Here is a 14,982-nt window from a genome sequence, read left to right as displayed (position 1 = left end):
CCGCCGGCCCACCTCCCGCCGCCGCGGCCGCGAGCGCAGCCACTTCTCCAGGCCCACCACCGGCAGCACGCAGGCGCCCACCAGCACCGACCGCGCGATGTCCCCCAGCGTCAGCGGCGCGGAGCCGAAGAGGCGCTGGAAGAAGGGCACGTACATGAACGCGGCCTGGAGCAGCACCAGCGCGGCGATGCCCATGAACACGGTGGGGTTGCTCGCGAAGCCCACCTCGCGCGTGGAGCCCGTCAGCGTGCGGCACATCCACAGGTAGAAGATTTGAAAGCTGACCACGGTGTTGACGGCCATGGTGCGCGCCTCGGCCAGGGCCAGGACATTGGAGGCATCATGGCCGCCGCCCTGGCGCGCGAACTCCCAGAGGAACAGGCCGATGGCGCCCGCCGCCATCAGCAGCGCGACGAGCCCGGTGCGCATCACCACGAAGTGGCTCAGGACGGGCGTGTCCGGGGCGCGGGGCGGACGGAGCATGACGTGGCGCTCCTTCGCCTCGAAGGCCAGGGGCAGCGCCAGGGTGACGGTGGCCACCAGGTTGATCCACAACAGCTGCGTGGGGCGCATGGCCAGCAGCGGTTCGCGCACGCCGCCGGCCTCCTGCACGGGGAAGAACGTCACCCCCAGCATGAGGATGAGGGCCAGCCCCAGGTTGGTGGGCAGCACGAAGGCGAGCGACTTGACGAGGTTGTCGTAGACGCGGCGGCCCTCCTCGACGGCGGCGACGATGGTGGCGAAGTTGTCGTCCGTCAGCACCAGGTCCGCCGCCTCGCGGGACACGGCCGTGCCGGTGATGCCCATGGCCACGCCGATGTTGGCCTGCTTGAGCGCGGGCGCGTCGTTGACGCCGTCGCCCGTCATCGCCACCACGTGCCGCTGCGTCTGGAGCGCGCGCACCAGCCGCAGCTTGTGTTCGGGGGCCAGGCGCGCGAACACGTTCGTGTCCTTCACCGCCACGGCCAGCTCCTCGTCGCTCATGCCGGACAGGTGCGCGCCGGTGAGGCCCGGATGCCCCGGAGCGTGGAGGCCCAGCTGAAGGCCAATGGCCTCCGCCGTGCCCGGGTGGTCCCCGGTCATCATCTTCACGCGGATGCCGGCGGCGTGGCAGGCCTTCACGGAGGCCACGGCCTCCTCGCGGGGCGGGTCGATCATCCCCTGCAATCCCAGCAGCGTGAAGCCGTCCTCCACGTCCTCGGGCCGCAGGGCCTCCGCCCCGGGCAGGCCCTTGCGCGCGAAGGCGAGCACGCGCAGCCCCTGCCGCGCCATGCGCTCCACCTCCACCAGCACGGCGTCGCGGTCCAGCTCCCGCCCGCAGCGGCGCAGCACGACCTCCGGGGCGCCCTTGAGGATGAGCTCGCGCCCCTCCGGCCCACCCGCGTGGAGCGTGGCCATGTACTGGTGTTCGGACTCGAAGGGGATGGCGTCCAGGCGCGGGTTGCGCTCGCGCACCTCCATCACGCCCAGGTCCGCCTTCTTCGCGGCGAACAGCAGCGCCCCCTCCGTGGGGTCGCCGGTCATCCCCCAGCGGCCCTCGCGAGGCTGGAGGTCGGCCTCGTTGCAGAGCACGCCCGCGACGAGCAGCGCGCGCACGTCTTCCGGCGGCGCGTCCAGGGCGCGTCCCGCGTGGAGCAGCTCGCCCAGGGGGGAGTGGCCCACGCCGGTGAGCGTGTAGTGTCCGCGCCGGGTCCACAGCGCCTGCACGGTCATCTCGTTGCGGGTGAGGGTGCCCGTCTTGTCCGTGCAGATGACGGTCGTGCTGCCCAGGGTCTCCACGGCGGGCAGCTTGCGGATGACGGCGCGGCGGAGCGCCATGCGCTGCACGCCGATGGCCAGGGCGATGGTGACGATGGCGGGCAGCCCCTCCGGGATGGCGGCCACCGCCAGGGTGATGGCCACCAGGACGGCGTCGCTGAAGGCGTACCCCCGGAACATCCCCACCCCGAGCAGCACGGCGGACAGCACGACGATGCCCGCGCTGATGACGCGGCCCAGCCGGGCCAGCTCCCGCGTGAGCGGCGTGCTCAGGTCGGCGGCCTGCTCCATGAGATGGGAGATGCGGCCCAGCTCCGTGGCGCCGCCGGTGGCGACGACGACGGCGGTGGAGGTGCCGGACGTCACCAGCGTGCCGCCGAAGGCGAGGCTCGCCCGGTCCCCCAGCTCCGCGTCCCCGGCCACGGCCGCGACGTGCTTGCTCGACGGGACGGACTCACCGGTGAGCGCGGCCTCCTCCACCTGGAAGTTGCGGGAGCGCAAGAGGCGCAGGTCCGCGGGCACGCGGTCCCCCGAAGCGAGCTGCACGACGTCGCCGGGGACGAGCTCCGCCGCCGGCCGCGCCACCAGGTGCCCGTCGCGCAGCACCTGCGCGGTCTCTGGCACCATGTGGTTCAGGGCCTCGATGGCCCGGCCCGCGCGGTACTCCTGCACGAAGCCGATGAGGGTGTTGAGGACCACGACGGCGGCCACGACGAGCCCGTCGGTCACCTTGCCCAGCAGGATGGCCAGGCCCGCGGACGCGATGAGGACCCAGATGAGCGGGCTGTCTATCTGCCGCCACAGGAGCTTCCACGCGCTGTCTGGCCGCGAGCGCTCCAGCACGTTGGGGCCATGGCGCGCGAGCCGTTCCCGGGCCGCCTCCTCCGTCAGTCCCTGGGGCGTGCTGGAGAGCCGCTCCAGCGCGGCCTCCGGGAGGAGGGCGTGCCAGGGGACGGAAGGCACGTCGGGGGCGCGAAGCCCTGCCTGCTTCCTCGGCTGTGACGGCTCCTGCATGGCGTGCCTCCCCTGGGGAAGCTGGCCACGGGCAGGGCCGACCGTCAGCGGGAGGCGAGCAGATGGGCGGTGCACCCGCTTCAGGTTGAAGGCAGGCCCGTCACGCGCTCGAACGACACCCCCAGGTTTCCGACCGCTTCGAGGGCGTTCTTGACGTCTTCCGAGACGATGAACGCGACCTTGAATTTCTTCAGCCGGAAGGCCTGCGCGCCCTCGGTCTTCGAGGGGTCGATTCGCAGTCCGTAGATCCAGTTGTACTCCCCCGGGTAGTCAGGGGAGGGGTCGTCCTCAGCGTAGTGATGCACCTCCCGGCACCGTGCCTCGTCGATGCAATCGATCACTCGGGTGGCATTGACGACGAAGAACGGGTCGGACGCTCCCTCGACGGACACCGGGAAGAGCTGCACGTCGCCGGAAGCCAGTGTCTTGAAGATGGTAGCGACGGCTTCGCTGACGATGGGCGTTTCTTCAATCGAAGAGAATACAAAGTCTCGCCGGGTGCCAGGATGTGCGATCCGTGCCTTGAGGAAGCCAGGGTCGGGGAGGATGCGGCCATCTACAAACATCCAAGGCTCGTCAAACGACTCACCCGAATCCCGTGTCGGCGTCGCAAGGAGCCACTGGGGTACATCAGCCAGACCCACCGAATAGAAATGATGACTCACCTCATCCCTCCCTCTTTACAATGAGACTCCGCAAATCGGAGCCCTGCGTCAGAAGATCGTTGGCTATCTTCGCGAGCTCCTTCATCAAACCGGCCCGGCAGGTTTCCGTCGTTTGGCAGCGCGCAACAGAACGGTCAAGGCGTCGAAGCACCTCTTTATGGTAGCGCTCGGGGTGCGGCCCTTCATGACCCTTGAGCCGTACCTTGTTCGCGGCATCTTCGAGGGTCATCCCGGCCTTCCTGAAGATGTCCTCGCACCGTGGCGTCCAAGGACCGCCGCTCGCATCGGAGATGGGGTTCTTGTTCGTGCAGATGTGATGAACAGGCCCCGTCGCGTCACCGGGAAACCGTCCCTCTCCGTACATCGCCAGTGCCGCCGCGGCTCCCGGAGCCAGTGCCACGTTCAGCACTCCAGCGGCAGGCATCGCGATGGAAGTCACGCCGCCATTCAGTGCCGCCCCAAGATGGAATCCCGCCTCGGCTTGTCCTCGGAGCGCAGCCTGCGAGAAGCCCGGGAGCCTGGGGCCCTGGGCCGCCATCGCACTCCTTCCGCCCAGGGCCGCGGTGACGAGCAGCACCAGGACACGCGTCCCGTTTGTCCCGAGCACCTTGCCGAAGCGATGGCCGATGTCCTGCAACTCGATGACGCTCGTTGCCGTCCCGGCGTCGTCCCACAGCCGCACGAAGCCCCGGCCCATCTCCCAGACCGGCACCACCCCCAGGTAGGCCACCATCGCCGCCGTCAATGCCACCGCGATGAGCTTCGTGACGGGCCGCCTCGAACGCGTCCTCACTCACCTGGACCGGATCCACCTCCAGGGACTCGTGAACCACCTGCCTACCGTCTCCAACAGGAAGCGGGCCACGGGCAGGGCCGCCCGTCAGCGGGAGGCGAGCAACCGGGTGGTGCACCCGCTTCAGGTTGAAGGCAGGCCCGTTACGCGCTCGAACGACACCCCCAGGTTTCCAACCGCTTCGAGGGCGTTCTTGACGTCTTCCGAGACGATGAACGCGACCTTGAATTTCTTCAGCCGGAAGACCTGGGCGCCCTCGGTCTTCGAGGGGTCGATTCGCAGTCCGTAGATCCAGTTGTACTCCCCTTCCAATCCAGGGGGGGCGTCCTCGTCGTAGTGATGCACCTCCCGGCACCATGCCTCGTCGATGCAATCAACTACCTTGGTCGCGTTGACGACGAAGTACCGTTCAGACTCTCCCTCTATCGATACCGGAAGAAGTTGGACGTCACCGGGTGCCAGTGTGCTGAAGACATTTGCGACAAGCTCATTGGCAATGGGAGCTTGCTCAATCCCAGAAAGCACGAACGCGCGGCTCTTGCCCTGATGCGCGACGTCGGCCTTGATGGGCCCAAGGCTCGGAAGAATGCGACCGTCTCCGAACATCCAGGGCTCCTCGAAGGTGCCTCCAACCGCCGGTCCTGGCGTTCGAATCACCCATTGCGGCACGTCCGCGATGCCGACCCAATAGAAGTGTCGCCCCATGCCACCCCTCCTACTTCACGATAAACGCACGCAAATCAGAGCCCTGTGTCAGTAGCTCGTCGGCAATCTTGGCCAGTTCAGTCATCAAACGGGACCGACATGACTCCGTGGACCTGCATCGAAACACCGCTCGCTCCAAACGAAGCACGACCTTCTCGTGATATTGGCCTGGGTGTGGTCCTTCGTGTCCATTGAGCCGAACCTTGTTGGCGGCATCTTCAAGGGTCATTCCTGCCTTCCTGAAGACGTCCTCGCACCGTGGCGTCCACGGCCCGCCTGCGGCAGCCGAAACCAGGTTCTTGTTCGTGCAGATGTGATGAACCGGCCCCGTCGCGTCACCGGGAAACCGTCCCTCTCCGTACATCGCCAGTGCCGCCGCGGCTCCCGGAGCCAGCGCCACGTTCAGCACTCCAGCGGCAGGCATCGCGATGGAAGTCACGCCGCCATTCAGTGCCGCCCCAAGCTGGAATCCCGCCTCGGCTTGTCCTCGGAGCGCAGCCTGCGAGAAGCCCGGGAGTCTGGGCCCCTGGGCCGCCATCGCACTCCTCCCGCCCAGGGCCGCGGTGACGAGCAACACCAGGACACGCGTCCCGTTCGTGCCGAGCACCTTGCCGAAGCGGTGGCCGATGTCCTGCAACTCGATGACGCTCGTTGCCGTCCCGGCGTCGTCCCACAGCCGCGCGAAGCCCCGGCCCATCTCCCAGACCGGCACCACTCCCAGGTAGGCCACCATCGCCGCCGTCAATGCCACCGCGATGAGCTTCGTGACGGGCTCGGGCAGCGTCATCGTGAGGAGCAGGGTCAACGCGGCCGAAGTCACCAGGGCCTTGAGCGCCACCGGGTTCAGCACCTTGCCGACCTCGGCCCCGACGCCCTCCCAGACCGTATCCAGCGCGAACGACAGGGCCATCAACGTCCGGTCCTTGCGCGAGAACGTCAGCCCCGTCCCGCCCACCAGGGTCAAGCAGTCGTCCCCGTCGGGACAGATGCGCGCGTACAGCGATTCAGGTGAGCTGCCCGGGCCAGGGTCCGTGAGCCCCTTCGAGGACGCGAGCAGCGTCCTGGACCGCACCCATCCTCGCTGGTCGGCTGCATCCGTCTCGCGGAAGGCCACGTCCATGCGCAAGTCCAGGATGAGCTGCGTGAGGGCCGCCGCGAACGCGTCCTCACTCACCTGGACCGGCTCCACCTCCAGGGACTCGTGAACCACGCGCCTACCGTCTCCAACATCCACGTGGACAACGCGAGGGGTCGCACACCCGCCCATGAAGAACATCAACGCGACAGCTGCCACCCATCGCACGAACACCCCCGAAGCCGAACCACCTGAGAATCAGGAGGTTTTCCATCCTCACTCCGGGGTTTTGGGATTTCAAGGAATCCAAGCATTCACGGGCGCAAGTGGCATGGCGTGCCTCTCCTGGGGAAGCTGGCCACGGGCAGGGCCGCCCGTCAGCGGGAGGCGAGCAGTTGGGCAGTGGTGTCGCGCAATGCCTGTCGTGTGGCCACGTCCTGGGCGACGTCGGGCCACGGCTGCTCGGCTTCCTCCAGAAGCCAGCGGGCATCCCCCGGAGGCGACCAGCGCTCGCGCGCGAGGATGCGCGCAAGCCGGGCCGCGCAGACCTCCGGACGCTCCCAGGCGCGCTTCACCTGCGACAGCAGCCAGCCCATGGGCCCCGGCCGCGCGCCCAGGTCGGTGCGCACCACGCCGGGGTGGAGTACCACCACGTCCACCTCCGGGTGCGCGGCGGCCACGTCGCGCATGGCCAGCGCGAAGCACAGCTTCGTGTCGCAGTAGGTGCGGATGCTGGAGAAGTCCTCGCCCGTGGGTGTGCGCGCGGCGTCGAAGCGGCCCTTGATGATGAGGCCGGCGCTGACCACCAGGATGCGCCGCAGCCGCCCGGACTCCAGCAGCGGACGCTGCATCACAAGCGGCGCCAGGTGGTTGGTGACGAACGCCGTCTCCAGCCCGTCCGCGTTGAGCACCCGCTGGGACGGCCACAGCCCCGCGTTGTGCACGAGCGTCGCCCCCGGCGTGACGAGCTCGGCCAGGCGCGCCCCCAGCTCCCGGGCCCCCGCCAACGTCCCCAGGTCCCCCGGCACCGCGAGGGCCTGTCCCCCGCGGCGCTCCACGTCCGCCGCCAGCGCCTGGAGCCGGCCCGCGTCACGAGCCACGAGCAGAAGCCGCGTGTCCCTGGACGGGGCCAACGCCAATGCCAGCGCATGGCCAATCCCACGGGAGGCACCGGTCAGGATGAGGTCTGTCATGGCCTCCAGCTTGCCAGGACGGAGTCTGGGATTGAAGGTCAGCGGGCCTGGGACGCGGGGACCGACTGGGGAGTCCCGGGGGGCGGGTCGATACGCTGGCAGGAGCTGCGCACCGGCTCCGAGGGCGCCTCTCCGGTGAACCGTTGCTTCAGCCAGGCCAGGGTGCCGGGAATGTCATCCCCCAGCACGCCGAAGTGATCCGCCACCGGGCACCCGACGTACTCCACCTGGGCCCCGCGGCTGATGAGGCCCGCGCTCACGAGCGCGGTCTGGGCGGGGTTGACGCGCTCGTCCTGTCCCCCCTGGACGAGCCGCACCGGCGTGGTGAGCGTCAGCACACCGGGCTCCATCGCGCGGAGCTGGGCGTTCAGCTTCGCCAGGGGCGCGTTCAGCTTGAGCACCTTCCCCGCCGGAACGAACCCTCCCCAGGAGCCTGTCTCGCTCAGCTCCGTACGGCACTGTGTGTCGACGTTCGCGTACAGTTGCTGGGCACCGGTCTGGAGGATGTTCTCCGGCGTCAGCTCGGAGGGGTTGCCCGCGATGGCGCCCGTCAGGAACAGGGGCATGAACGCGGCGTTGGGGCTCGTGGTCGTCTGGGCCGTGCCCGCGTAGAACAGCGCTTCCATGGCGGAGGCCGGCGCATAGGCCACCACCCCCACCAGCTCCAGGCCGTCATCCTTCAGCCGCCCGGGCGCCCTCGCCGCGGCGAACAGCGCGGCCTGTCCGCCCTGCGAGTGCCCCACGATGGCGAACTTCTTCGACAGCTTCCCTCCATGCAGCGCATGCGCGGCGCGCACGATGTCCAGCACGCCGTAGGCCTGGGAGTTGCCCAGCAGGTACGGGTGCCGTCCTGGCGTCCCCAGGCCTTCGTAGTCCGACATGACGACGGCCCAGCCCTGCTTCAGGAACTGGTTGAGCAGCCGGTGCGGGGCCTGGTTGTACCAATGAGCGGACGCGCCCAGCTCGTCCCGCGACGGCGCGCACTTGTCCGCGATGCCCAGGGTCCCGTGCGCCCACGTCACCACGGGCCAGCCCTCCGTCGGGGCGTCTCCCTCCGGCACCGCGATGATGCCCGACACGGCGATGGGGGCCTCGCCCGGTCCCCCGCTGTTCGACAGGTAGAGCACGCGCTCGTTCAGCTTCGTGCCCTCCAGTGCGGCCAGCCCCGTGAGCGTTTCGTGGCCGAGCACGAACCCGGGCGCCTCGTTCGGAAGCGGGGAGGGGGGCCGGTAGAACTCGCGCACGTCCCAGTCGACGTCCATCACCCCGGGCGTCGAAGGCGCCCGGTGGGCACACGCAGAGGGAAGAATGGCGAGTGTGGTCAGCGCCCACAGCGACCGGTACGAAGCGGCCATCATGACTCCTGGGAGAGTGGAAATACCAAGATTCCATGAAGTCCCACCTGTCCTCCAGGACACCTCGGGTGCGACTTCCGCCTGCCTCCCGCGAGGCAATCTCCCTTTGAAATTCAGGGCGCCTTCCCGTAGTTTCCCCCGCGACTTCGAGGAGCGTTGCGAGGCCTTCCCGGCCCCAGGCTCGAAGCCGACTGACCCAACGGCGCTCACCTGAACGCGTTTCTTGCGAGGGTGAGGCGGCCTTTCTTTCCAGGGCTCGGCCTCTCCCTTGCCCGCAGGCGCGCCACCCTGGATCCGGAGCCACACCATGACCGCGGTTACCAAGCAGCAGAATCAGGACTACGCCATCGCCGACCTCAAGCTCGCCAGCTGGGGCCGCAAGGAGATCCGCATCGCCGAGAGCGAGATGCCCGCGCTCATGGCGATCCGCGAGGAGTACGCGAAGCAGCAGCCGCTCAAGGGCGCTCGCGTCACGGGCTCGCTGCACATGACCATCCAGACGGCCGTGCTGGTGGAGACGCTCCAGGCGCTGGGCGCGCAGGTGCGCTGGGCGTCCTGCAACATCTTCTCCACGCAGGACCACGCCGCCGCCGCGCTGGTGGAGGCCGGCACCCCGGTGTTCGCGCACAAGGGCGAGTCCCTCAAGGAGTACTGGGACTTCACCCACCGCATCTTCGAGTTCGGCCCCGCCGGCAGCGACCACGAGGGTCCGAACATGATCCTCGACGACGGCGGTGACGCCACGCTGCTCATGCACCTGGGCAAGCGCGCGGAGAAGGACCTCTCCGTCATCGCCAACCCCGAGAGCGAGGAGGAGCGCGAACTGTACGCCTCCATCAAGGCCAAGCTCGCTGAGGACGCCACCTGGTACTCGCGCAAGAGCGCGAAGATTCTCGGCGTCACGGAGGAGACGACCACGGGCGTGCACCGCCTCCAGGAGATGTCCGCCAAGGGCACGCTCCTGTTCCGCGCCATCAACGTCAACGACAGCGTGACGAAGAGCAAGTTCGACAACCTCTACGGCTGCCGTGAGTCCCTGGTGGACGGCATCAAGCGCGCCACGGACGTGATGGTGGCCGGGAAGATCGCCGTCGTCGCGGGCTACGGCGACGTGGGCAAGGGCTCCGCGCAGGCCCTGCGCGCGCTGTCCGCCCAGGTGTGGGTGACCGAAATCGACCCCATCTGCGCGCTCCAGGCCGCGATGGAGGGCTACCGCGTCGTGACCATGGATTACGCCGCGGACAAGGCGGACATCTTCGTCACCGCCACGGGCAACAAGTCCGTCATCACCCATGAGCACATGGCCAAGATGAAGGACCAGGCCATCGTCTGCAACATCGGCCACTTCGACAATGAAATCGAGGTCGCCTCCCTGGAGCAGTACAAGTGGGAGGAGATCAAGCCCCAGGTCGACCACATCATCTTCCCGGACAACAAGCGCATCATCCTGCTGGCCAAGGGCCGTCTGGTGAACCTGGGCTGCGGCACGGGCCATCCCAGCTACGTGATGTCCAGCTCCTTCGCGAACCAGACCATCGCGCAGATCGAGCTGTACTCGCACAGCGACAAGTACCAGGTGGGCAAGGTGTACGTGCTGCCCAAGCACCTGGATGAGAAGGTCGCCCGGCTCCAGCTCAAGAAGCTCAACGCCCAGCTCACCGAGCTCACCCCCGAGCAGGCGAACTACATCGGCGTGGAGAAGAGCGGCCCCTACAAGCAGGACACCTACCGCTACTAAGCGGCGCGTGCTGACCTGACACACCCGGGGCACCGTGGGCCTTCAAGCGCCCTCGGTGCCCTTCGTGTTTTCAGAACAGCCGGTTGAGGCCGTTGAGCGCCGCCACGCGGTAGGCCTCCGCCATGGTGGGGTAGTTGAAGGTCGTGTTGATGAAGTAGTCGATGCCGTTGCCCGGCCAGTCCTGCGCCATGATGGCCTGGCCGATGTGGATGATTTCGGAGGCGTTGTCCCCGAAGCAGTGGATGCCGAGAATCTCTCGCGTCTCCCGGTGGAACAGCAGCTTCAGCATGCCCACGGTGCGGCCGGTGATTTGTGCGCGCGCCAGGCTCTTGAAGAAGGCGTGGCCCACCTCGTAGGGGACGCCCGCCTGGGTGAGCTCGCGCTCGGTGCGGCCCAGGCTGCTGATTTCAGGGCTGGTGTAGATGCCGGTGGGGATGTCCTTCACCAGCTTGTGCTCCATCCGCCCCTCCACGATGTGCGTGGCGGCGAAGCGGCCCTGGTCATAGGACGCGCTCGCCAGGGACGGGGCGCCCACCACGTCACCCACCGCGTAGATGTGGGGCACGGACGTCTGGTAGCCGTCGTTCACCTGGATGCACCCGCGCGAGTCCACCGCGATGCCCAGCGCCTCCAGCCCCAGGTCCTGGCTGTTGCCGGAGCGGCCGTTGGCCCAGAGGAAGACGTCCGCCTTCAGCCGCTTGCCGCTCTTCAGCTGGAGCACCACGCTGTCGTCGTGCGGCTCCACGGAGACCATCTCCTCCTGGTGGCGGATGAGCACGCCCTGTTCCCGCAGGTGGTAGGAGAGGGCGTCCGAGATTTCGTCGTCCAGGAAGGACAGGAGCCGGTCGCGCGTGTTCACCAGGTCCACCTTCACGCCGAGCATCCGGAACATGGAGGCGTACTCGCAGCCGATGACGCCCGCGCCGTAGATGATCATCGACAGCGGGGACTCGCGCAGCTTGAGGATGGTGTCCGAGTCGAAGATGCGCGGGTGGCGGAAGTCCACGCCCGCGGGCCGGTAGGGCCTGGAGCCCGTGGCGATGACGAAGGAGTCCGCGGTGAGCAGCTCCACGGAGCCGCGCGGCTCGGTGACCTCCACGGTGTGCGCGTCCCGGAACTTCGCGCGGCCCGTCACCAGCTCCACGCGGTTGCGCTCGTAGAAGGTGGTGCGCAGCTGCACCTGCTTGGACACGATGGTGGTCGCCACGCGCATCATGTCCTTGAGCGTGGTGTGGCGAGCCAGCTCCGCCCGCATCTCCGGGTGGTCCTGCTGCACGTCCAACAGCCGCTGGATGGCGTGGCGCAGGGCCTTGGAGGGGATGGTGGCGGTGTGGGTGCAGGCGCCGCCCACCAGGGCTCCCTGCTCCACGGTGCACACCTTGCGGCCGGACTTCACCGCCTTCATCGAGGCCCCTTCACCGCCGGGACCGGAGCCGAGGACCACCACGTCGAACCGCCGAGCGCTCATGGGTCCGGAGTGTTCCCCCAACCCCGGCCCCGAGGGAAGAAATCACCTCGGGGACGGGCACTGCTTCACACATCAGGTTCGCGGGACGGCTTCAGTAGGACGCCTGAAGCGTCAGCCCGGCGTAGTCCGTGTAGCCCTTGATCATCACGTGGTAGACGCCCGCGACGGGGCTGTTGATGAGGCACGACTCCGTGTTGCCGCCCGTCAGGGGGCGGCAGTCGTAGACGAAGTCCTCGGGCTTCGAGCCCTGGCGCACGTACAGGTCCGCGTCTCCCGTGCCGAACATCGTCTGCACGAGCAGCGAGGTCTTCCCCGCGGGCACGGTGAGGGTCCAGTAGCGGTACGACCCCTGCGTGCCCGACAGGCCCGTCACCGGGACGTTGTTCGTCAGCGTGCCGGTGCCCGGGTTCCCCGTACCGCCGGTGGTGTAGTACCCGCGCAGGGCCGCGCCGGTGAGCGTCATGTAGGAGTCCGCGTTGTACACGCGGACATGCCAGGTGCCCGCCGCGGGATTGGTGACGGAGCACGACTGGTTGTTGCCTCCGCCCGTGGTGCCTTTGCAGTCATGGGACGCCAGGGTGGGCGCGCTGCCTCGCTTCGCGTAGAGGTGCGCCATTCCACCGGAGCCGAGGTAGGTGTTGAACGCGAGGCTCGTGACCCCCGACGGGACCTCGAGCGTGTAGTCGCAGGAGAAGGTCCCGGGAGCCGCGCTCAGGCCGTAGGTGGTCGAGTTGTTGGTGATGGGGCTGGTGCTGGTGCAGCCCGGCTGACCGGTGGTCAGGGTGTAGGTGCCCGTGATGGTCGCGCCGGAGAACGTGCTGTAGCCATACATCCGGGCGTAGTAGATGCCGGACGACGTCACCGTGAGCGCGCAGCTCTCCGTGTTGGAGCTGCCGGCCGACTTGCAGTCGTTCGTCGCTGCCGAAGGAGTGCTTCCCCGGAGCACGTACAGGTCGCCGTCGCCGGTGCCTCCGCTGGTGGTGAACTCCACGTGGGTGGCCCCGGTGGGCACGGAGAGCTTGTAGATGCAGGACCAGGCGCCTGCCTCCTGGCCCACGCCGGACGCCGGCACGCCGTTGCTCAGCGTGGAGGTGCTGGTGCAGTCCACGGCCTCCGCCTGGAGCCGCCGCTCCGGCGGCGGGCCCTTCTCCACCACCGGGGCCTGTTCAACGTGCTCTCCCGCCGGCGCTTCCATGGCGCCCTCTTCCAAGGCTCCGGTGGGCGTCTCCATCTCCGCGCCACAGCCCGTCAGCGCGCACGTCAGCCACACGGCGGCCAAAGACTTCAATCCAAGACGATTCAAGATGTTCCTCGGTTTGTGAGAACGCTTGTCGCCCGGGGCGGCGAAAGCCTGTCGCCGCCAGGCCCGGACAGTACGCAAGCTATCAAGCGTGTCTGACATTCCGCGTGAGGACGGCCCGCACGGAGGGCGCGGGCCGGAAGCTGGAGCCGGGCGGGCTTCTCAGGGCGAGCGGAAGAGGCTCTCGCCGCGGGCCAGGCGCTCGCGGGCCGCTCTCGCGTCCAGCTTGATGATGGCCTTCGGGTCCTCATCCGCCTGCTCCTCCGCGGAGAGGGAATCCCATTCCTCCAGGTCGAGGACCTCTGGAACGACAAGCGTGCGCAGGTCGGGAGGATTCTGCGATTTGATGACCTTGCGGCCGTTCATCACGTAATGCGTGAGGTGTTTCACATGCAGCTGGGACGCGTCTCCAAAGAGGGTGAGCCACGCGCCGGAGCCGGAGTCGACGACCTGCGCCTCCACCACTCCCGCCGCGTACGTCACGCTGTCCATGGCGGTCGCGACGAGCGTCTCCTTCACGCGCAGCGTCCCGGTGCAGACGAAGGTGAAGCCCACGCCGACGAAGAGGTTGCGGCACGTGACGTCGCCGAACACGACGAGGATGCCCTCGTCATGCCTGGCGGCTTCCACCAGCACGTTGCCTTCGACGTCCAGGTTCCCCATCACCAGCGTGTATGCGTTGGGCGGCCGCCAGGGAGCGGCGCCCGTCTCCTTCACCTCCGCGGGCTGTGCCCAGGGCTCCTCCACGTCGAGGGTGAACAGGTCCTCGACGAACTTGCGCAGCGCTTCGGGCGCGGACTGGAGCTGGGGCGGTGCGGTAGGCCTGGGCGGCATGGGCGGTCTTCCTTCCCGTGAGGGGGTCCTGGCCTCCTCCTGCCCCGGGGGCGGCGGCCGGGGCAACCGCATTCGTCACTCGATGGTGGCGAGGGCCTCCACGCCGTGCTCCTGGCACCAGCGGCGGTACGTCTCCAGCCGCTCCGCGGGGCTCACGCTCATGAGGACCTGTCCGTCGTCGCCCAGGTATTCGATGCCGCCCTTCACTGTGATGTGCAGGATGAGGGGTTCATCGCCCACGACCTGCCAGCTGTCGACGTTGCCGGGCGGCTCATGGACATACGTGCCCGGGCCAATCACCTCGCCGGTGTCGAGCAGCTGGCGGCGCCCGGAGATGTTGAAGGCGTGCGACTCGCCGACGTGGCGGTGCCGGGGGATGAGGGTGCCGGGCTCCAGCCGGAAGAGGTACATCCAGCCGCTGCCATCGCGGAAGAAGCGCAGCGGCTTGAACGCGAGCCCGGGCCGGCCCATGGGGATCCACGGCATGCGTTCGGAGTCGACGGGGTGGGAGGCGTAGGTGGAAGCAGTCATGCCGGCAGGATGGTCCGCCGCTGGCCCGGTGACAGGGCCAGGGTTGACGAATTCCATTGGGCCAATCCGTGGGAGGATGCGGCATGGACTTCCATGTGGAGCTCCAGGGACGCCGGGACCTGGCCGGGCAGCTCTACCGGGGGCTGCGCGCGGCCATCCTCGACGGGCGCCTGCGACGCGGGGAGCGGTTGCCGCCCACCCGCGAGCTGGCCCTGCGCCTGGACGTGGCGCGCAACACCGTGGGCGTGGCGTATGAATGGCTCACCGCCGAGGGCCTCATCGCGGGGCGCACGCGGGCGGGGAGCTTCGTCCAGGGAGAGGCGTCCCGGCCGCGTGGCCGGGCTGGGCGGGAGGCCCAGGTGCCGCTGCGCGCCCGGGCCTTCTGGCGCTCACTGCCGGACCTGCCCGCGCCGCTGGCTCCCGCCACGTATGACTTTGGCGTGGGCAGCCCGGATGTCTCGGGCTTCCCCTTCGAGTCCTGGCGCCGGCTGGTGGCGCGCCAGCTGCGGTCCGCCACGGTGTCCGGGGCTACGTGGACGCGGCGGGGCACGGG

At 68.5% G+C, this 14,982-nt stretch carries 12 protein-coding genes, 1 pseudogene and 1 riboswitch; of the genes and pseudogenes, 2 read left to right on the top strand and 11 right to left on the bottom strand.

The features are described from left to right. The 7 genes and pseudogenes from D7W82_RS32535 to D7W82_RS32505 all read right to left on the bottom strand — a co-directional run. On the bottom strand, nucleotides 1-2,772 hold a 2,772-nt coding region (locus tag D7W82_RS32535), incomplete at its 3' end, for an HAD-IC family P-type ATPase (protein ID WP_120622038.1). An 80-nt stretch (nucleotides 2,773-2,852) separates the two neighbouring features. After that, nucleotides 2,853-3,437 carry an imm11 family protein gene (locus tag D7W82_RS32530; RefSeq protein ID WP_199727895.1) on the bottom strand — a complete coding sequence of 195 codons (585 nt, stop codon included), beginning with the start codon at nucleotides 3,435-3,437 and terminating at the stop codon, nucleotides 2,853-2,855. Nucleotide 3,438: 1 nt separating this feature from the next. After that, nucleotides 3,439-4,209, bottom strand: a pseudogene (locus D7W82_RS32525) (AHH domain-containing protein); the annotation flags it as partial. 144 nt (nucleotides 4,210-4,353) lie between these two features. Beyond that, nucleotides 4,354-4,935, bottom strand: a complete 582-nt coding sequence (locus D7W82_RS32520) for an imm11 family protein (RefSeq protein WP_199727893.1) — start codon at nucleotides 4,933-4,935, stop codon at nucleotides 4,354-4,356. 10 nt (nucleotides 4,936-4,945) lie between these two features. Then, nucleotides 4,946-6,211 carry an AHH domain-containing protein gene (locus D7W82_RS32515; protein WP_370451101.1) on the bottom strand — a complete coding sequence of 422 codons (1,266 nt, stop codon included), beginning with the start codon at nucleotides 6,209-6,211 and terminating at the stop codon, nucleotides 4,946-4,948. Between the two features lie 176 nt (nucleotides 6,212-6,387). Then, nucleotides 6,388-7,203 carry an SDR family NAD(P)-dependent oxidoreductase gene (locus D7W82_RS32510; protein WP_120622032.1) on the bottom strand — a complete coding sequence of 272 codons (816 nt, stop codon included), beginning with the start codon at nucleotides 7,201-7,203 and terminating at the stop codon, nucleotides 6,388-6,390. 38 nt (nucleotides 7,204-7,241) lie between these two features. After that, entirely contained in the window at nucleotides 7,242-8,561 is a 1,320-nt protein-coding gene (locus D7W82_RS32505) for an alpha/beta fold hydrolase (protein ID WP_233588070.1), read from the bottom strand. 139 nt (nucleotides 8,562-8,700) lie between these two features. Next, a riboswitch (S-adenosyl-L-homocysteine riboswitch) is annotated at nucleotides 8,701-8,773 on the top strand. Nucleotides 8,774-8,865: 92 nt separating this feature from the next. On the opposite strand from D7W82_RS32505, the gene ahcY reads away from it, so the two are divergent. Further along, entirely contained in the window at nucleotides 8,866-10,296 is a 1,431-nt protein-coding gene (ahcY, locus tag D7W82_RS32500; protein WP_120622031.1) for an adenosylhomocysteinase, read from the top strand. 70 nt (nucleotides 10,297-10,366) lie between these two features. Here ahcY and sthA read toward each other — a convergent pair whose 3' ends face one another. The 4 genes from sthA to D7W82_RS32480 form a co-directional block, all read right to left on the bottom strand. After that, a complete protein-coding gene (gene sthA / locus D7W82_RS32495; RefSeq protein WP_120622030.1) occupies nucleotides 10,367-11,764 on the bottom strand; it encodes a Si-specific NAD(P)(+) transhydrogenase in 1,398 nt (465 codons plus the stop codon). A gap of 91 nt (nucleotides 11,765-11,855) precedes the next feature. After that, a complete protein-coding gene (locus tag D7W82_RS32490) occupies nucleotides 11,856-13,052 on the bottom strand; it encodes a PPC domain-containing protein (RefSeq protein ID WP_158617768.1) in 1,197 nt (398 codons plus the stop codon). 174 nt (nucleotides 13,053-13,226) lie between these two features. Then, entirely contained in the window at nucleotides 13,227-13,898 is a 672-nt protein-coding gene (locus tag D7W82_RS32485) for a hypothetical protein (RefSeq protein WP_120622028.1), read from the bottom strand. A 75-nt stretch (nucleotides 13,899-13,973) separates the two neighbouring features. Next, nucleotides 13,974-14,429: a cupin domain-containing protein gene (locus tag D7W82_RS32480; RefSeq protein ID WP_120622027.1), complete on the bottom strand. Its 456-nt coding sequence runs from the start codon at nucleotides 14,427-14,429 to the stop codon at nucleotides 13,974-13,976. A gap of 83 nt (nucleotides 14,430-14,512) precedes the next feature. On the opposite strand from D7W82_RS32480, the gene D7W82_RS32475 reads away from it, so the two are divergent. Next, nucleotides 14,513-14,982, top strand: a 470-nt coding sequence (locus D7W82_RS32475; protein WP_120622033.1) for a GntR family transcriptional regulator, incomplete at its 3' end; no start/stop codon positions are given.

The organism is Corallococcus sp. CA049B (assembly GCF_003611685.1).
GTDB lineage: Bacteria > Myxococcota > Myxococcia > Myxococcales > Myxococcaceae > Corallococcus > Corallococcus coralloides.
The sequence above is the reverse complement of the archived record's forward strand: the minus strand, read 5'-3'. Positions and strand labels throughout refer to the sequence as shown.

Coding starts and splice junctions, on each gene's coding strand:
- D7W82_RS32480 (WP_120622027.1), bottom strand. CDS start 14,429: ATGACTGCTTCCACCTACGCCTCCCACCCCGTCGACTCCGAACGCATG.
- D7W82_RS32520 (WP_199727893.1), bottom strand. CDS start 4,935: ATGGGGCGACACTTCTATTGGGTCGGCATCGCGGACGTGCCGCAATGG.
- ahcY (WP_120622031.1), top strand. CDS start 8,866: ATGACCGCGGTTACCAAGCAGCAGAATCAGGACTACGCCATCGCCGAC.
- D7W82_RS32515 (WP_370451101.1), bottom strand. CDS start 6,211: ATGTTCTTCATGGGCGGGTGTGCGACCCCTCGCGTTGTCCACGTGGAT.
- D7W82_RS32485 (WP_120622028.1), bottom strand. CDS start 13,898: ATGCCGCCCAGGCCTACCGCACCGCCCCAGCTCCAGTCCGCGCCCGAA.
- D7W82_RS32510 (WP_120622032.1), bottom strand. CDS start 7,203: ATGACAGACCTCATCCTGACCGGTGCCTCCCGTGGGATTGGCCATGCG.
- sthA (WP_120622030.1), bottom strand. CDS start 11,764: ATGAGCGCTCGGCGGTTCGACGTGGTGGTCCTCGGCTCCGGTCCCGGC.
- D7W82_RS32505 (WP_233588070.1), bottom strand. CDS start 8,561: ATGATGGCCGCTTCGTACCGGTCGCTGTGGGCGCTGACCACACTCGCC.